The following is an 18,768-nucleotide window of genomic DNA, read 5'->3' on the forward strand; positions in this document are numbered from 1 at the left end:
TTTAGAATTGTGAAGACTTTAGCGCCGAAGCTCCAGCATATCCAGCCGCCCATTGCGGAACTCAAAGTGTGAAAACACTTTTTCAATCACCTCAGCCAAGCGGCGTAGCTATCCGCTTGGCTGAAGTTTTCTGCTCAAAGCTTACTTACCCCAATTCAAAACAATAGGATCAAGCGGCTTGAGCAAGCTGATAAGCCGTGCCCGAATGTCCGCATGAAGCGGCGCAATTGGGTGACGACAGAACTCAGACTTGATCACGCCCCCCTCAACCATTGCAGCCTTGCAAGACTGCCAGCCACATTGACGGTTTTCATGATTGATCGCCATAGCAACTCGACCGTAGGCGGCAGTGGCCTCATCGCTGCGTCCTGCGTAAAAATGGGTCAGAACGGGTTTGATCTGGTCCACAATCATACCAGAGGTCATCGTCCCTGTGGCCCCTGCATCAAGATCGGCCAAAAGCGTAATCGCTTCTTCGCCGTCAAACGGTCCCTCAATGGCATCTCCACCCATGGCGATGAGATCGCGCAGTTTATTGGCCGCACGCGGACATTCGATCTTAAACAGTTTTACCATCTCAAGCTCTGTGGCCATTTTCACCAAAAGAGGCACTGGCAAATCAACACCGGAAAGCGGCGCGTCTTGGACCATGATTGGGATGCCGACCTCGCTGACGGCTGCGAATTGTTCATAGGTTTGCTGCGCTGTCCCTTTGAGCAAGGCGCCGTGATAGGGCGGCATCATCATCACGATGTCTGCGCCAAGGCTTTTCGCAAACCGCGCCCGTTCCACCACAATCTGTGTCGCGTAATGGCTGATAGTGACGATCACTGGCACGCGCCCTGCGATATGCTCGATGGAAAGCTTGGTCAGCACCTCGCGTTCATGGTCAGAAATCAAGAATTGCTCGGAAAAATTGGCCAAGATACAGATGCCATCCGCACCTTGGTCAATAAGGCAATCAAGCACGCGCTTCATGCCATCCAGATCAAGGGTTCCGTCTGGATGAAACGGGGTTGGCGCCACTGGCCAAATGCCTGAATATGCGGGGTTCATGCGGATTTACTCCATTATATCAAAATTATGAAGGTGTTTGTCCGAAATCGAAATCCCAAGCCCTGGTGCGTTGTCATCCAGATCAAGGTAGCCATCTACGGCATCGGGATCACCTTCAAAAATATAGTAGAACAGCTCGTTGCCGACCTCAACGTCATGCACTGGGAAATACTCGGAAATAGGGCAGTTCACATTGGCCATGGTCAGGTGATAATTGTGCATTTGTCCGGCATGCGGGATCACTGGAATTTGGTAAGCCTCGGCAATCGCATTGATTTTTTGCGCCGCAGTGATGCCGCCCACACGGTTGGTGTCATATTGCAAAACACTTACGGCTTTTTTCTCTAAAAGCTGCTGACAGCCCATGACAGAAAACTCGTGTTCCCCACCAGAAATGGGAACAATTCCCATCGCGTTCAGTTCAGCATAACCATTCACATCATCGGCAATCACCGGTTCTTCAAGCCAGCGCGGCTCGAACTTCGCCAGTTTGGGCAACATGCGTTTGGCGTAATCGAGGTTCCACCCCATATAGCATTCGAGCATCAAATCGACGTCATAGCCCAGCACTTCGCGCATGGCCTCAACACGTTTAAGATTTTCGCGCATGCCCTTCATGCCGTCCTTTGGGCCAAACCCGAAACGGGTTTTAAAGCCCTGATATCCGTTCTTTTTCGCCTCTTCGGCCTCGGCCTGCATGCTGTCAATGGAGCCCGCGTAAAGTTTTGAGTAATAAGCGGGGATCTTTTCTTTTGTGCGTCCGCCCAACAGTTTGAACACAGGCTTGCCCGTGAGCTTGCCCATCAAATCCCAAATCGCGATATCGATTGCTGAAATCGCGGTCATCCCGATGCCTTTACGGCCCCACGCATGGCTGCGTCGGTACATTTTGTCCCAAATATAGGCGTAATCAAACGGGTCCTCGCCGATCACCATAGGCGCGTACCAATCATCGATGGCCTTTTTCACCACGGTTGGCGCAAGGGCCGCGTTGCCGATGCCAACGGTCCCGTCTTCGGTCTCGACTTCAACCGTCAACCATTGATGAAACCGAAACGATGCCATGGCGTCGCCCTTGTCCCAAAGCGCATCAGAGGCATTGGTGCAAAAATGTCCTGATGGGGGCACAGTTGGGCCCTTCCAGTTCCAAACACGGGTGCGGATTGATTTGATTGTCGTCATGTTAAGCGTCCTTCAAAGCCAGCGCGAGGCGCGGCGTCTTTGTTAAGCGTTGCAGTCCTATGCGTTGCGATCTGCGCGGTGATTTTTTGCCATGCGCACAAGCAGTTCAAAGGCTTGCTGCGTTGCGCCGACATTGGCTTTATTTTGCCCTGCGATATCAAAAGCCGTGCCATGAGCCGGCGTTGCGACGGGGATGGGCAGCCCCCCTGCCACAGTCACGCCACGTTCAAACCCCATCAGCTTGATCGCGATTTGACCTTGATCGTGATACATCGTCACCACCGCATCCACTTCGCCGCGCATGGCTTTGAGAAACACAGTGTCAGACGGCCACGGGCCTGTGACGTTCATCTGTTTGTCTTGGAATTTCTTGATCGCAGGTTCCAAGATATCGATCTCTTCACGACCAAATTTTCCGTTGTCCCCCGCGTGAGGGTTCAGCGCAGCCACTGCAATTCTAGGCCGCTCCTGCCCCGCTCGTCGCAGGGTATCATGGGCAAGATTGACTGCCTTCGCGACCCCCTCTTGACTGATATTGGCCGCGACATCTTTGATGCCGATGTGGCTGGTCACGCGGGTGGTCATCAGTGCATCAAGTACGTTGATTTCAGAGTGATGCCCCTCGAACCCAAGATAACGCGCCATATATTTATGCTCATCTTCGGCATTGAGACCAGCAGAGGTCATCGCCGCTTTGTTAAAGGGCGCAAAAAGCACGCCATCCACCAGACCCGCTTGGGCCAAATCCAGAGCCTTATCAAGACAGCGCAACGAGGTGGTCCCCCCCGCGACAGTGACCTCGGATATTTTGACATCTTCAGGGGCTATCGTTTCCATTTCCAGATGCGACAAGCCAGATTGGGTTGCAATCTGTCTCTCGTCAATCGTGTTTAGCGTAACTGGAAGTTCCGCTTGATCCGCACCTTGACGCCAAAGGTGACTGTCCCCGACGAGTACAATATCGGCAGCCTCTAGAACCCCCTCTTCATTCAACAATCTTGCGATTAGTTCCGGCCCGATCCCTGACGGATCTCCCGGCACAATTGCAATACGTGGCTTGCTCATCACAGCCCCTCCCAATGTTTTGAATATCCGTCTGGCAAAATCACCATCACGTCTGGCTCAACACCAGTATTAAAGGTCTGAACGACCTCAAATGTGTCTAAGTTGAACCGCTGGACCTGTTCACAATCGACAGCAATATAGGCAAAATCCGCCTCATCATCGATGCACAAAGCCAGCGGGTTGGCAGGCGTTTTTTGCTCGTGAAGCATCTCGCCGGTTGCCTCATCAAAAACAGAAAACGACCCTCCGAAATGGTTCATTGTGAGTAGGCGATTGCGTTTTGCGTCGTAATAAATGCGGCAAGGATCGTTGGGCGTGGGGAATCTGCGCAGGATTTCCAAACGCGCAGTATCGATGACCGCCACAGTGTTGGACCCCCGCTGCGAAGTGTACAAAACGCCCGCATCGTCACGCAAACAGCGCCCTTCTGGTTTCTCGCCCGTTTTGAGTGACACGGGTGCAAAAGCAGCATCACGCGGCTTGAACATCGTCACATCACCAGAGGTCAAATTCATGGAATATGCGGTGTCACCATCATCACTCAACGCAAAGAGATGCGATTTGGTGCCGCCTGTTGGGGTGATATAATCCCAGCCTTGATCAAAGCTGCGTGGTTTGTCTTTGACCAGCAGATGCGCAGTCCATTCCGACAGCACATAAAGCCGCCCTTGAGCGTCTAGCTCAATGCCATGCGGTCGCGCGTGCTCGCCCAAATCATAGGTATGTGCGATGGCTTGCTTTTCGATATCAACAACGATCACAGAACGCCCGCTGGTCCCGTCGATACCTGAATTTTGCACACCGTAATGGCCGACATAAGCATATTTAAAATCTGCATCGACCACGAATTCATGCGGGTATTGTGGTAACTCCAACCGCCCCTGTAAAGCGCCGGTGTCGATATCATACCAACTCACACAGTGGCTGCATTTTTCGATGAGCATCATGGATTGCGCCACGCGAATCTCCTTTTAGCGCCAATTGTGACCGGTAACACAACTACCGTTCACATCTGAACCGGTCAAACACAAATTGTAAAACCCTACGTTTAAAGCCTATCAATGCAGGTGCGACACCGCGGGCCATCCCAACGTAGAGATGGCCCGCGGCCTAAGCGTTTACTGGTCCCAAATCGCGGCGTAAGAGGCGCGATATGGGATATCTGGGTCGAACTGATTGCTCTCACCCATCTTGGCCAAACCTTCGGATGTCACCAAGGCAGGTGACGTGATATAGCCGGAACAGGATTCACCTTGGATCGCGCGGTTCAACTCATCGACGAGCTGCCATCCTTGCAAGTTGAGAGGTTCAGCCACAGTGATAGCTTGATAGCTTTCGCTGCGAATACGTTGAAACGCCGCCTCAGATCCGTCACCTGCAGAGCCCGCTTGTGGGCCCTTGGCGCTTGAGATGCCAACTGCGGCCAATGCTGGCCCCATAAAGTCAAAGTACAGATCGTTGATCGCCAAAGCATGGGTCCATTCGCTGCCATATTTTTGCAACAAGCTGGTGGTCAATGGCCCCATCCGTGCAGAGGTATCTGCGATTGGCGTGTCCACATATTCAAGGACCGTACCCCCCATGGATTCAATGGTTTCTTTGATCCGGTCCGCCTTATCGATCGCAATCTGATAAGTTGAGTCAGTGAAAATAATCGCACCAACCTTGTCGCCGCCATCTTCAATAGCCCATTTTGCCGCAACTTCGGACACGGCCATCGCATCGGTAGAAACATTGGCAAAAATGCCCCCCGGCGCGTCACAGCCGATAATGGGACCGGAATGCCAGGCCACCATCGGGATGTCCGCCTTCACCACACCTTCGAGTGCGGCTTGTTGTTCAACCGCGTCGAAACCGTTGATGATCACACCGTCGGCTTTGAGAGCAACGGCTTGGCCGATGGCCGCTGTGCGCCCTTGGATAGACCCTGCCCCGTCCAAAACACGAACCTCCCATCCGATTTTGGCGGCGGCTTCTTCGATCCCTTTGGTCACACCAAGAATACCACCATTTTTCAAATCTCCCGCCACGACGACGATCGATTTACCTTCAGCACCTGCTGGTCCTGTGGTTGGGCCGTCAAAGCCCTCTTGGGCAAAAGCTGACTGTCCCAGCCCGAGTGCTAATGCCATTACAGACACCGTCATTACGTTTTTCTTAAGCATCATAATCTCCTCCCATATGATCCGTTATTTTTTCGCGCCTTTGCGACGCTGAGCGTAGCCTGCGATACCGATTGCGATCAGCAAGGTTACACCGTTGAACATCGGTTCCACCCAAAAGGATCCCCCGAATTGTTGAATGCCAGAAATCCCCACAGCAAGGATCGCAACCCCGACAACTGTGCCCCAAACATTTACCCGTCCGGGTTTGATCGTGGTCGAGCCCAAGAAGGCCCCCACAAGTGCTGGCAATAAGAATTCCAAACCGACCGAGGCCTGACCAATACGCAGTTTCGATGCGAGCAGCACACCAGCGAAAGCGGTCAAAAAGCCTGAGGTCATAAAGGCGCCGATGACAAATTTACGTGTCGGAATACCATTCAACTGCGCGGCGCGTTGATTTGCACCAATGGCGTAAAGGTAGCGACCAATGGGGGTGTATTCGAGAACCACCCACATGGTCAGTGTGATCCCAAGCACATAGAACCCCGTGATCGGCAGCCCCAAAACAAAGGTGCCATTGAGCGCCAAAAAGCTGTCAGGAAGCGCACCAACCATCTGGCGACCACCTGTGTGCCAAAGAGCCAAAGCGTAAAGAACCGTGCCGGTGCCGAGCGTGGCGATGAAGGAGTCAATATGCGCGACTTCGACCAACCAGCCATTTAAAAAACCGGACAGCAATCCAAGCAGCAAAACGATTGCCACGACGACAGGCCAAGGCAAGCCAAAAATCGTTTGCAAGGAAATCGCAAGAATATGCCACAACACGATGCCATATCCGACGGTCAAATCGATACGCCCTGCCGCCATCGGGATCATAGCCCCAAGCGAGAGCAAAGCGATGATGGCCTTGTCTGAAATCAACGCACGCAGGTTAAGCATCGTTGGAAATGTATTGGGCAGCAGGATTGAAAACAGAATAATCAACAGGCCCGTCAAAATAACCAAACCATAGACAGGTAGATACCGCAGCATGCGGGTTTTCAATGACGCATTTTTCAATTCAGCTTTGGTGGGTTCTAGCGCGTTTGAGTCAAGAGATTGCATATTATTGTCCTCGCTGCGCCACTGCATTTCCCGCAGAGGCCGCTTGAATTAGATTTTCTGTGGTGAGTTCGGCGCCGGAAAGCTGTTCGGCAATTTTACCCTGACTGAAGACGATCGCGCGGTGACAGACCGCCGCGATCTCTTCGAAATCCGTCGAAACAATCACAATGCCGACCCCCTCTTGCATGGCGCGGTTCAGCAAAGCATAGATTTCAGCCTTTGCACCAACATCCACACCAGCGGTCGGATCTTCGCAGATCAGAAGTTTGCGTTTGGTTTCAAGCCAACGTCCCATGACGACCTTTTGTTGATTGCCCCCCGAAAGAGATTCAATCGCCATGCTCTGATCATTTGGCGACAAAGCCACATCTTCGCCAATTTTCTCGGCCAATGCGGTCTCAGCGCGCGGGCTAAGGAATGAAAACAGCGAACGTCCAACCGCGCCGGGGTTCAAAAATGTATTCTCCCGCAGCGTTAAAGGCATGGCCACGGATTCTTCTGTACGATCTCGCGCAACAAGTCCGATGCCTGAGGCCAAAGCTGTAATGGTCGAGGTCAAATCTGGCGTCTCACCAAGCAGTGTCACATCGCCTTCAAAGGGTTCCGCACCGAATAAGGCCCGCGAAACACTCTCGTGCCCCGCACCGCGCAACCCGACGAGACCTAAAATTTCATTGCCACGCAAATCAAAATCCACGGGTCCAGCGGCTTCAACCTGCATCGCTTCGACTTTTAGAATAGGCGCTCCAAGGTCTCGGTTCACCTTCATCACTTGCCGCGTTTTGCGCCCGACGATCATGTAAACCAGTTCTTCAGGGGTGGTATGATCAATGCTGCGCAGCCCGACCATTTCGCCATCGCGCAACACCGCGACACGGTCTGCAATTTGGAAAATTTCATCAAGCCGGTGCGAGACATAAATCATTCCCACGCCCTGCTCTTTCAAAGGTCGCAGCGCCTTAAACAACCCCTCGACCTCATCCGCTGGCAGCGAAGCCGTCGGCTCGTCAAGCACAAGAAAATCACAATCCACAGCCAAAGCCCGTGCAATCGCCACAAGAGATTTTTCAGTTCGTGTAAGGTCTTGTACGCGGGTGGTCGGGTCAAAATCACAGCCAACCTTGGTCAGGGCTTTGGCAGCGAAATCATTGACCTCGCGCCAGTTTATCAGCCCTGATTTTTGTGAATAGCCCAACGCGAGCGCTATATTTTCGGCAACAGTCATCCATTCAATCATGCCTAGATCTTGGTGAATGAATGCAACGGACTGACGTTCACCAAAACCACCGGGGCGATGTTCATATGGCGCGCCATTGATCATCACACGGCCTTCATCGGCTTTATGAATACCGCCAAGAATTTTAATCAGCGTCGATTTTCCCGCGCCGTTTTCGCCAAGAAGCGCAACGATTTCGCCGCGCTCAATATTGAGGGACACATCTCGAAGCGCATAAGTGCCCCCGAAATGCTTTTTGATCCCGTCAAAAAACAAGTTATTTTTGGTTGCCCCCGGCACACCATCCTCCCTCAATTTGGTCTTCAAATTTTTGAAAACGCTAAGCTGCGGGATACTCGATGCTCCTCAACATACTATTGAGTTACCCGTAACATTCCTCTAGCATTGGTTGAGATTGACGATAAGTCAATATGAAATGTTACCCGTAACGCAATAATGCAGAGTCACGACTAACCACATGAAAAATAACAAAATTAGCCTAGCAGAAGTGGCGAGAGCAGCCGGTGTCTCAAAGATGACAGCCAGTCGCGTCATACGTGATGAGGGCGGATTTTCGGAAAAGACACGTCACAAAGTCATGGCCGAAGTTGACCGTCTTGGGTATCTGCCGAATCGTTTGGCAACCGTTTTTGCCGGCGACAAGAAATCCACTTTCGTGGGCGTCAGTATCCCTGAGCTGGGCAATGAAATTTTTGCGCAGTTGCTAGAGGGCATAGATCGTAAACTCGTTGCCTTCGCACATCAAACCGTTCTGGGAATGACCGAGCACGCTTTGGATCAAGAAGAAGCATGGATTGAAACAGTGCTGTCATGGCAGCCCGCTGGCCTCATTGTCACCGGACGTTCGCATAGCCCGCGCGCGATGCAGCTTTTGAAAGGGGCTGGCATCCCTATTGTCGAAATTTGGGATTTCAATTCAAACCCGCTCGATATGTGTGTCGGGTTAAATCATTTTGACAGTGGCTACAGCATGGGCCGGTATTTGGGCGAGCTTGGCTACACCAAGTTCGGTTATGTCGGCACATCGCATGACACAGCCAATGCCGCCAGTTCGCGCTTGGCCGGATTTACCAAAGCCGCAGAAGACGCGGGCGGCACCGTCAAAAAGAAACTGTTGCTGAAAGATGTCCCCGGATTTTACACAGGGCTATACGGAACCGAACAGCTTTTAGCTGCGCATAAAGATGTGGACGTTATCTTTTATCAAAACGACAACATGGCTGTCGGTGGTTATGAATATTGTCGACGCCAAGGTTTAGAAATTCCGCGTGATATAGGTATTGCAGGCTGGGGCGATCTACCAATTGCTTCGATCCAACCCTACCGATTGACCTCCATCGCAGTACCCCATTTGCGTATCGGACAAATTGCCGCTGAAATGCTATTGGCGCAGGTCAATCAACAACCCATCAAAAGAACCCGCGACGTCGGTTTCAAACTCATCCCAGGGTCGACCTGTAGAATGCAGCTTAAACCCGACATTGATGAGACCATAGATCACTCTAAGACATAACTCATGCGCAACATTGCTCCCTCTTTTCTATGGAACCGTTTCTGCCGAAATCGCCTAAACATCAATGCTGACGTTTACAAGAGGCGGCGCGGCGGGCCAAACGAAAGCCTCTCTCAGAGGCGCGCGAGATAACAGTGCATAAGGCTGCTCAACTATGTTGGTCACGCAGGCCCCATCCACACGTGACATTCACCCGCGCAGACTGCGCCAAAGGTTAAGCGCTATATCGCTCAGATCAGCAAGACGGGCCGTGATGTGTTCTCGCGCAATGGTGTTATTGCGATCTGATGCGACCTCTAACCGTTTAATAAGGCGACACAAACGACGCCTATGCGTTCCCGTCATCACCTGCAGCGGGTCCGCGATCACCCCTGCGAAAGTCGTCACGACAGACGCCAACATCGACAGGACAACGCCCGTTGTGACCAACTCCCAAGGCTTAAGGTCCGTCGAGAACACACCATAGTACAGCCTGCCCAACCCTTGTCCGAGCGGGAAATTCGCGATGGCATGGGCGTGGGCTCTCAGTTCAGCCACCTGTCCCGTGATAGAGATAACCCCCGGAGTGACCGTCTGAAAGACAAAGATCCCCACAATGATTATCACGAGTGTCGTCGTTATTTCGCTCACAGCACTGCGCACACCTGTATAGTTGGCGATTTCGTGCTCGACGATCTCTTTTGGACAGGCAATGACAACGCCCTTTGCTTCAAGTTCTCCGATAAATGCCATAACACGCATGGCGACCTGCTTGGACACATTGGTTTCAAGCATAATCTTACGTTGCGATATCCAAACAGAGGCTTTGTGGCATCGTATCGCCCGCGCGCTCAGGGCAATCAATTGAATCACAAGAAAAACAGGCGCCAACAAGACATTCGCAGGGGCACGTAACAGATCAAAGCCAAAGGCAAAGCGATGAAGCCGCAAAGTGCCTCGCAGCCCAAATGTCGCACGCACGAATGCGTTGACCTCAGCTTGCAGATTATCATTTGGTGTCAAACCACTCACGCCCACGGCTTCCTCACGATCCTTCATCATACCTTATGTAGGATATCTGATCGTGATGTAAGCATTGCGACACATCTTAGTATTTCACGACTGCAAGGGCAGCTTGATCTTCGCACCGCGATCAAGGGCGGTGTAATAAATTCAAAGCGAGGAATCTTGTGCCCCCTCGCTTTGAGGCGTGTTTTAAAGAAGTATGCCTTAGAACGGGCTGTCTGCGTAATAGAATTCAGCCGCATTGTCGGACGTGACCAAGACGGACCCGATCACAAACGTGCCTGAGACTGGCGCAGTTGATGTCAGGCCAACGGCCGTCAATTCAATCGCTGTCGCGATCATGGATGGCGGGTAAGTGACGTTTGCAGGGATCATTGTGTCGCCATCACGGGTACGGGCAATCATTTCTTTCATACCAGCACCGCCCAAAACGAACTGAATATCGTCGCGACCTGCCGCTTCGATTGCAGCCAGAATACCAATGGCCATGTCATCGTCAGAGGCCCAAACAGCATCGATTTGCGCGTGTTTGGACAAGAAATCCTGCATCACAACAAAGCTGTCATCACGGTTCCAATTGCCATGTTCCATGCCAATGATTTCAATACCAGATCCTTCGATGGCCGCTTCGAACCCTGCGACGCGCTCGTTGTCGATCGAGGTTGGAATGCCACGGAATGCAACGATTTTACCGCCCTCAGGCATTGCGGAGACCATAAATTCGCCGGACACTTTACCAAAGCCCGCATTGTCACCTGCAACGTAAAGATCTTCGATTCCCTCGATCGACAAACCACGATCCACAACAGTGACCCATGCACCGCCGTCAGCAACGGCTTTCACTGGGCTGGTCAAAGGTTCGGATTCGAAAGGCAAAACAACCAGCGCGTCGATATTGCGTGTCGCGACCATGTCTTCGATATCGTTGACCTGTTTGGCTGCATCTGATGCCGTTGCCAAAACGAAGTCCAGTTCTGGGTAGACCTCTTCAAGGCGTTTGACCGCTTCTTGAGCGTGGAAATTCATACCACCAGCCCAACCGTGGGTCGCCGCCGGAATGGATACGCCGATGACCTTTGTGTCTTGTGCAAAAGCGGGCATGACCAGTGTTGCACCAAGTGCGACTGCACCTGCAAATTTAGTAAACTTCATGGTTTTTCCTCCCAATAACCAATTTTCTCTGCAAATGGCGCCTTAGCCTTCTGCCTTTTTATCGCGCTGCAATATCACAGCGAGAATGATGATGACCCCTTGGACCGCACCGTTCAGATAGGGTGAGACACCGTCAGTCAAATTCAAAATATTCCCAATCAAAGACAAGATCAGCACACCGATGATGGTGCCCCAAACCCTGCCAAATCCGCCCTTAAGCATGGTGCCGCCGATGATCACGGCCGCAATCGCTTCGAGTTCCCAAAGCACGCCAGTGCTAGAGGATGCAGACCCCAATCGTGGCACATACATGATGGTGGCGATGCCAACCAAAACCCCTAAAAAGACGTAGGTCATCATGCGCACTTTGTTGACGTTGACCGATGAATAGCGTGCGACTTGGTCGTTCGATCCAACAGCCGCAACATGACGCCCAAAGGCCGCACGCCGCATAACCACTTCGCCAATAATCGCGACAAGGGCAAAGACGATGATCGGCCAACTGATACCAAGGATGCCGTCAAAATAGATCGGACGAATGATAGCGCGCATCCCGAAATCCAAAGACAGCGTGCCTCCATCGGCCAGCCACGTCACAAGGCTGCGGTAGATACCCATCGTGCCCAATGTGACGATAAACGCATCGATGCGCATGGTTGTGATGAGAAACCCATTGATGAACCCCGCCGCTGTACCGGCCACAATCGCCGTCAAAAGCCCGACCATGACCAAAGGCCACCCTGCCCCCATCGTTGGCAGCAATCCGTTCATCACAAGGATCATCAAGCCAGCGATAAACGCGGCCATTGAGCCCACAGAAAGGTCCAAGCCCCCCGCAGTGATGACAAAAGTCATACCCACTGCGATGATGCCAATAAAGGCCGAGCGGGACAAAACATTGCTGATGTTACCAGCACTTAAGAAGTTTCCATTCATCGCGGCACCGACAAGCACCAACACGATAAGGGCAAGAATTGGCCCCATGATTTTAAGATCCAAAAGCATGTTTTTGGTGTGTGTGTTTTTAACTGCAGTGGCCATCAAACTGTTTCTTCCTTTTGCGCATCAAGCCCCATAGCGAGCCGGACGATTTTGTCTTCGGTCATGTCTGCACCTGACACTTCGCCTGCAATGCGACCAGTGCGCATGACAAGAACACGGTCCGCCAGACCAATGACCTCTTGCATTTCAGAGCTGATGACGATGATCGATTTGCCCTGCGCCGAGAGGGCGTGAATGAATTCGTAAATCTGTTGTTTGGTGCCGATATCGATACCGCGTGTAGGTTCGTCGATGACCACGATGCTCGGGTCGGCCAGCATGATCTTGGCGATCAACAGTTTTTGTTGATTGCCACCTGACAAATTGCCCACAGCGACGTGACGGGTTGGCGCGCGAATGTCGAACTCTTCGATCGCTTTTGTCAGTGCGACTTCTTCGGCAGCATGATCGATCAGCCAGTTGGTGAAATCTGGCAGACTTTGTAACGTTAAATTCTCGCGCATTCCTTTGTTCAACAAAAGACCACGGCCCTTGCGGTCTTCTGTCAGATAACAAAGCCCTGCGGCCTGTGCTTGGCTTGGGGATTTAAAACGAACGTCATCCCCGTTCAGGCGCACTTGGCCCGTGGCGGAGCGCAATCCTACCAGCCCTTCGATCATTTCTGTGCGCCCCGAACCGATCAAGCCTGAGATTCCCAGTATTTCACCTTTATGCAGGGTGAAAGATACGTCTTCAGCAAACCCAGGCACAGTCAGCCCCGACACCTCAAGCGCAGCCGTTGTGCCAACCTCGCCAGCACGCATAGGGTATAGCGACGACACATCACGCCCGACCATGGCCGTGGCCATCTGGTCTTCGTCGTAATCGCTTGCGGGACCTTGCGACACAACATGACCATCGCGCAAAATGGTGATTTGGTCCGAAATCCGTTTTACCTCATCCAGCTTGTGCGATGTGAACAAAATAGCCACGCCGTCGGCCTTCAGCTTTTCAACCTGTTCGAACAAGACATCCGCTTCGCGTGTCGTCAAAACAGCCGTTGGTTCGTCCATGATCAACACTTTCGCATTGCGCGACAATGCCTTAGCGATTTCAACCATTTGCTTGTCAGCATTGGCAATATCTTGGACACGCGCCGAAGGATCGACCTCACAGTTCAAGCGTTTGAGCAACGCGCGTGTCTCGGCTTGCATCGCAGCCTTATCCAAGAAAAGCCCGCGAGTTTTCTCATGCCCGAGGAAAATATTTTGCTCGACACTCAACTGATCCGCCAGATTAAACTCTTGGTGGATCAAAACCACGCCTTGGGCCTCGGCGTCTTGCGAATTCATGAAAGACACAGGCACGCCGTTTAACGTCAACTCACCAGTCGTCGGGGCCAAATACCCCGACATGATTTTCATCGTCGTCGACTTGCCCGCGCCGTTTTCACCAATCAAAGCATGGACTTGGCCGGGGTGAAGCGCGATATCCACATCGTGCAACACCTGCACGGGGCCGAAACTGCGGCAAATCCCATTAAGTGAAAGCGTCAGTTGATCGCTCATACTTTTACCCAAGCAGCATCGCCCGCAGATGAGCGCACACAGGCATCAATAAAGGTCACGCCATCCAGCCCATCATGCACCGTTGGCAAAAGATGCTCGATGGTCGCTCCATCACGCGCGGCAACGATCACATCAGCCGCCTCGTTATAGATATTTGCAAAGCCCTCAAGATAGCCTTCGGGGTGTCCGGGTGGAATGCGTGAGGCCTCTTGATTGACGCCATAAGCACCGGCACCATTGCGGGTCAAAAGACGTTTGGCTTCGCCGTGGGGCGTGAACCACAGATAATTGGGGTCCTCTTGTGACCATTCCAAGCCACCTTTTTCGCCGTAAACCCTCAACTTCAAAGCGTTTTCATTGCCGGGCGCGACCTGCGACGACCACAGCATGCCTTTCGCCCCGCCCTCATAGCGCAGCATCACATGCACGTTGTCATCCAAACGCCGCCCCTCGACAAAGCTGGTCAGGTCCGCTGCAAGGCTGTCCAAAGTCAGCCCCGTGACAAAACCTGCAAGGTTGTATGCATGCGTGCCGATATCCCCCACGCAACCACCAGCGCCAGAGCGCGCTGGGTCCGTACGCCATTCGGCTTGCTTCGACCCTTCGCCCTCAAGCGGCATGGTCAACCAATCTTGCGGGTATTCAGCCTGCACAACGCGGATTTTACCCAGCAGACCCTCCGCCACCATCGCACGCGCTTGGCGCACCATCGGATAGCCCGTGTAGTTATGCGTCAAAATGAAATGCGCGTTTGACTGTTCTGCAGCGGCCACAAGTTTTTTGGCATCTTCAAGGGTCGATGTCAGCGGCTTGTCGCAGATCACGTGAATACCACGTTGCAAGAATGCACGCGCAGCGGGGTAATGCACGTGGTTGGGGGTGACGATAGCGACAGCCTCGACGCCATTTTCCAACTCCGCCTCGCGCGCGGCCATCTCGTTAAAATCGCCATAGCAGCGGTCGGCATCCAAGCCCAATGCCGCGCCTGAGGCTTTGGATTTCTCAGCCGTCGACGACAATGCCCCCGCGACCAATTCAAACCGCCCATCAATGCGGGCTGCAATACGGTGAACGCCACCGATGAAGGCATCGTTACCCCCACCGATCATACCTAAACGGATCGGTTTCATCAGCTGATCCCCATCATTTTGGCATTCAGCGCCGTATCAGCGCCACTGTCTGCGAAATCATCAAACGCGCGTTCAGTCACGCGAATGATATGGTCTTTGACAAATTGCGCCCCTTCGCGCGCACCGTCTTCGGGATGTTTAAGCGCACATTCCCATTCCACCACAGCCCAACCATCAAAATCGATGGCAGCCATTTTTGAAAAGATCGATCCAAAATCAACCTGACCATCGCCCAAAGACCGAAAGCGTCCTGCGCGGTCGACCCATGATTGATAACCACCGTAAACACCTTGGCGACCCGTCGGATTGAACTCGGCATCTTTGACGTGGAACATGCGGATACGGTCTTTGTAGATATCGATGTTATCAAGGTAATCCATACATTGCAGAACATAATGTGACGGATCGTAAAGCATGTTGGCGCGGGCGTGGTTGCCTGTGCGCTCTAGAAACATCTCATACGTGACCCCGTCGTGCAGATCTTCGCCTGGATGAATTTCGTAACAAACATCAACGCCACAGTCTTCGGCGTGATCCAAAATGGGCAACCAGCGCTTGGCCAGCTCATCAAAAGCCTGTTCGACCAAACCAGCGGGGCGTTGAGGCCAAGGGTAGACATAGGGCCAAGCAAGCGCACCCGAGAATGTCGCATGCGCGCCGATACCGAGGTTTTTTGAGGCCGTCAGCGCCTTTTTCACTTGATCAACAGCCCATGCTTGGCGGGCTTTTGGGTTGCCACGAACTTCGGGGGCGGCAAAACCGTCAAAAGCATCGTCATAGGCCGGATGTACAGCGACCAATTGGCCCTGCAAATGTGTCGAAAGCTCAGTGACTTCAACACCGTTGGCCCGCGCCTGACCTGCCCAATCTTCGCAATATCCTTTGGATGTTGCAGCCTTATCCAGATCGATCAAACGGGCATCCCAACTGGGGACTTGGACGCCTTTATAGCCGCAATCAGCCGCCCATTTGGTTATGGACTCCCACGAATTGAACGGCGCTTCATCGCCTGCGAATTGCGCTAGAAATAGTGCTGGACCTTTGATCGTTTTCATCAGTTTTCCTCCCTGACGTCACACAAAACGGTTGACGATATTTTCATTTTCCCTGTTGTCCTGAAACAGGTTCAGCCCTGAGACTTGGGCCGCCTTCAAGCAACGGACGCAGACATCCACTCCCCCGACTGAAACGGGTCGATATCTGCAAAGTATCGGCTCATGAGATGTTTTCTCTGCCATAGATATTCATTCTAATTTTCCCTGTATCCTTGGGTAAATCACGTACTTCTATCAAATTGCGCATAAGCCGAACCGCCGCGACAACAGCCGCAGGAGCATCCTGATCCAGCACCAAATCGACGGTTCCGTCACGCAAGCCATCGCGGGATGTTGGCGTAAGTTCGTGAACGATAACAACGGGTTTGGGATCGAGTGCCTTAACGGCGCGCACCAAGCCCCGATTTCCCGCTCCGATGCCATAAATCCCTACCAAGGGCTGCTCGGCTGCCGCATCTGTTATGAGGCGCTCAACAGTCGCCGCGTCATCGTCGCCCTCAACCGTTGGCAAAAGAGTAAGGGTATCAAATCGCTCTTTCATAACCGCACGAAAGCCCATCAAGCGCTCGTTGTGATCACGTGAAGACAGCGATCCCGCAATCATCAAAACCGCACCGGCAGGGCGAATAAACCGGCCCATGAACTCAGCCGCTGTGCGTCCGGCGGCGACATTGTCGAGCCCGACATAGCCCTCTCGGTCGGAATGGGGCAAATCTGCGACAAGGGTAACAACACGCACGCCACTAGCGCGTAGGCGAGTGACTTCTTCTTGAATTTCAGGCGCTTCACTTGTCATAAGCGCGACCGCATCGCAGTCCAAATTGCGCATAGCCTCCACCTGACCGGCGACATCAAAGGCGCGCGTTTGCACAATCTGAATCAGAATTTGCTCTTCGACTAAGGCAAGACGCTGACACTCAAGCGCTTGCAACAACAAAGCCACAAAACCTGTGTCACTTGACGGAACGACAAAACAAAACTTGTAGACTTTGCGACGTGATAAGTTTGCAGCAGCGATATTGCGGACATATCCAGTTTGAGCGACGGCCGCATTCACTTTAGCAACAGCCTTATCGGACACCCCGCCACGGTTGTTTAGGACACGGTCAACCGTAGCCAAGCTCACCTGAGCCACCAAAGCGACATCATGTACCGTAGGTCCGCTCATCAAATCCCCCCTCAGGCTTGAAACCTCCCTCAAGCCAGTGGGACCGTAGGAACAGATTTGAGGTACGTCAATCAAAATTATGATGAACATTCATCATTTTATAATTTTATCGAAATGGCACTCGCTATAAATTTGCTTAACTTTTCGGACAAGCATCTGTAATATATATAAAGTATTGACATGACGTGTAACGAAAAGGGCATCATAAACATTTAGAGCCCCAAGGCCTTATGTACACAAAAACGCGCGCCCGCGAACGCCAGCTATCTTGATACTTTGAGGAAATTGTTTCGTGAACCGCCATTGTTGGCCATGCCCGCGCCAGATCCAGACAAACGCGCCACCCTTTGATCCGCGCAGTGACGACAGTCAGTCAGACACCGTTCTCGGCCATGAATTCCAAGCTAAACTTGATTGGCATGTCGGCAAATTTAGCCCGCCGCATCAAACGGATGCACACCTCAGACCAACGGGAAAATCGAGCCTTCAAACCGATCCGATCTGCAAGAGTTTTTCTGGCTTTTAAGTTAGAAAGGTGACGTCGACCTCGCGGCAGGACTCGACCAGAGAGTGGTTCTACAACGTCATCAGACATCACGACGCGACACTAAAAAGTCTCTCTTACAAAGCTCTCCAAAAGAAGGGTAAGCGGCCTGCGTATCTGACAAGTTTACAACAGCACCGGATTAGCGCGCTCTTGCCGCCTAAAGGTTCAAACAATCACTTGTGGTGGCCTTACACTGCGGCAAGCTCAATCGCGCCTGCTCTCTAGCCATGGCATCTAACGCCAATGCGGTTGCTGCAAACCCCGAGACTTCAGCAATAAGACTTGCGTGCATCGCTTTTTCCACGAAACCTCTGGACTCATCCCTTAGAACTGTTTCAGAATTGTTATTATCGGTCATTCGATAGGTGCCTTACTCTATTTAGGGAGAGAGGCAGATTATACTGGGTGAGTGGTAGTATGGGATGATACAACCCGCCTCTCAAATCGCAGGGCTCTTTAGTTCAGCAAAGCGTCCTACGATGCGGAAAAGCTTTTAAGAGAAGCCTTTCCTACGCAATCTCCTGAAAAGGAGACACGATTTCGGGATGTTGTCCGGACACAATCGGCCCTTGAAGTTCAAAGATGAGGTCGGGCAAGCCATTCCTGCCCGACCTCTACGTTACGAGTACTTATCCAGCGATATCGTCAATTGAGGAAAGAAGTCCCCCCAAAAGATCAGAACCGCCGAGCACTCCATCGGTCAACCCGCCAAGCAGGTCGCCTGCGCCGTCTGCATTGCCATCTGTGATCAGGTTCAAACCTGTCGCTTCGGCAATAAGCCCCTCATCACCGATCACGTCACCCAGAACGCCGTCATTGCCAGTGACGTCACCCAAAATCCCGCTGTTTCCAGTGACATCACCCAGCACACCACCGTCCGCAAGAACGGGATCAAGCAGG

Annotated in this window: 16 protein-coding genes and 1 pseudogene; 1 reads left to right on the forward strand and 16 read right to left on the reverse strand. The window is 52.4% G+C overall.

What is annotated here, in order from left to right; all coding sequences use genetic code 11:
- Nucleotides 1–141: 141 nt before the first annotated feature.
- The 7 genes from KO497_RS13555 to KO497_RS13585 all read right to left on the reverse strand — a co-directional run bounded on the left by KO497_RS13555 (nt 142) and on the right by KO497_RS13585 (nt 8,028).
- Nucleotides 142–1,056 carry a dihydrodipicolinate synthase family protein gene (locus KO497_RS13555; RefSeq protein ID WP_215944494.1) on the reverse strand — a complete coding sequence of 305 codons (915 nt, stop codon included), beginning with the start codon at nt 1,054–1,056 and terminating at the stop codon, nt 142–144.
- A gap of 6 nt (nt 1,057–1,062) precedes the next feature.
- Complete coding sequence (locus tag KO497_RS13560) at nt 1,063–2,238, reverse strand: L-rhamnonate dehydratase (RefSeq protein WP_215944495.1); 1,176 nt, start codon at nt 2,236–2,238, stop codon at nt 1,063–1,065.
- Between the two features lie 57 nt (nt 2,239–2,295).
- Nucleotides 2,296–3,303: a 4-hydroxythreonine-4-phosphate dehydrogenase PdxA gene (locus tag KO497_RS13565; protein WP_215944496.1), complete on the reverse strand. Its 1,008-nt coding sequence runs from the start codon at nt 3,301–3,303 to the stop codon at nt 2,296–2,298.
- Nucleotides 3,303–4,262, reverse strand: a complete 960-nt coding sequence (locus KO497_RS13570) for a YncE family protein (RefSeq protein ID WP_215944497.1) — start codon at nt 4,260–4,262, stop codon at nt 3,303–3,305. The genes KO497_RS13565 and KO497_RS13570 overlap by 1 nt, the downstream gene beginning before the upstream one ends.
- Nucleotides 4,263–4,421: 159 nt before the next feature.
- The gene (locus KO497_RS13575) at nt 4,422–5,471 is read right to left on the reverse strand and encodes a substrate-binding domain-containing protein (protein ID WP_252729668.1); all 1,050 of its coding nucleotides are present in this window, start codon (nt 5,469–5,471) and stop codon (nt 4,422–4,424) included.
- Between the two features lie 21 nt (nt 5,472–5,492).
- A complete protein-coding gene (locus KO497_RS13580) occupies nt 5,493–6,512 on the reverse strand; it encodes an ABC transporter permease (protein WP_215944498.1) in 1,020 nt (339 codons plus the stop codon).
- A gap of 1 nt (nt 6,513) precedes the next feature.
- Complete coding sequence (locus tag KO497_RS13585; RefSeq protein ID WP_215944499.1) at nt 6,514–8,028, reverse strand: sugar ABC transporter ATP-binding protein; 1,515 nt, start codon at nt 8,026–8,028, stop codon at nt 6,514–6,516.
- Nucleotides 8,029–8,206: 178 nt separating this feature from the next.
- Between KO497_RS13585 and KO497_RS13590 the strand changes: the two genes are divergently transcribed.
- Nucleotides 8,207–9,262 (forward strand): LacI family DNA-binding transcriptional regulator, encoded by a 1,056-nt coding sequence (locus tag KO497_RS13590; RefSeq protein ID WP_215944500.1) that lies wholly within the window; start codon nt 8,207–8,209, stop codon nt 9,260–9,262.
- 189 nt (nt 9,263–9,451) lie between these two features.
- Here the strand turns inward: KO497_RS13590 and KO497_RS13595 are convergent, their stop codons facing one another.
- From KO497_RS13595 to KO497_RS13635, 9 genes and pseudogenes are all read right to left on the reverse strand, one after another.
- Nucleotides 9,452–10,303: a DUF6635 family protein gene (locus KO497_RS13595; protein WP_252729669.1), complete on the reverse strand. Its 852-nt coding sequence runs from the start codon at nt 10,301–10,303 to the stop codon at nt 9,452–9,454.
- Nucleotides 10,304–10,471: 168 nt separating this feature from the next.
- Entirely contained in the window at nt 10,472–11,419 is a 948-nt protein-coding gene (locus KO497_RS13600; RefSeq protein ID WP_215944501.1) for an ABC transporter substrate-binding protein, read from the reverse strand.
- Nucleotides 11,420–11,461: 42 nt separating this feature from the next.
- Nucleotides 11,462–12,460 (reverse strand): ABC transporter permease, encoded by a 999-nt coding sequence (locus tag KO497_RS13605; protein ID WP_252729670.1) that lies wholly within the window; start codon nt 12,458–12,460, stop codon nt 11,462–11,464.
- Nucleotides 12,460–13,968 carry a sugar ABC transporter ATP-binding protein gene (locus tag KO497_RS13610; RefSeq protein WP_215944502.1) on the reverse strand — a complete coding sequence of 503 codons (1,509 nt, stop codon included), beginning with the start codon at nt 13,966–13,968 and terminating at the stop codon, nt 12,460–12,462. The genes KO497_RS13605 and KO497_RS13610 overlap by 1 nt, the downstream gene beginning before the upstream one ends.
- Nucleotides 13,965–15,098, reverse strand: coding sequence for a Gfo/Idh/MocA family protein (locus KO497_RS13615; protein WP_215944503.1), 1,134 nt, complete (start codon nt 15,096–15,098; stop codon nt 13,965–13,967). The genes KO497_RS13610 and KO497_RS13615 overlap by 4 nt, the downstream gene beginning before the upstream one ends.
- Nucleotides 15,098–16,153 (reverse strand): sugar phosphate isomerase/epimerase family protein, encoded by a 1,056-nt coding sequence (locus tag KO497_RS13620; RefSeq protein ID WP_215944504.1) that lies wholly within the window; start codon nt 16,151–16,153, stop codon nt 15,098–15,100. The genes KO497_RS13615 and KO497_RS13620 overlap by 1 nt, the downstream gene beginning before the upstream one ends.
- 160 nt (nt 16,154–16,313) lie before the next feature.
- A complete protein-coding gene (locus KO497_RS13625; RefSeq protein ID WP_215944505.1) occupies nt 16,314–17,321 on the reverse strand; it encodes a LacI family DNA-binding transcriptional regulator in 1,008 nt (335 codons plus the stop codon).
- 704 nt (nt 17,322–18,025) lie between these two features.
- A complete protein-coding gene (locus KO497_RS13630) occupies nt 18,026–18,226 on the reverse strand; it encodes a hypothetical protein (RefSeq protein WP_215944506.1) in 201 nt (66 codons plus the stop codon).
- 271 nt (nt 18,227–18,497) lie between these two features.
- A pseudogene (locus tag KO497_RS13635) lies at nt 18,498–18,768 on the reverse strand (hypothetical protein); the annotation flags it as partial.

This window comes from Pacificibacter marinus (genome assembly GCF_018860665.1).
GTDB lineage: Bacteria > Pseudomonadota > Alphaproteobacteria > Rhodobacterales > Rhodobacteraceae > Celeribacter > Celeribacter marinus_A.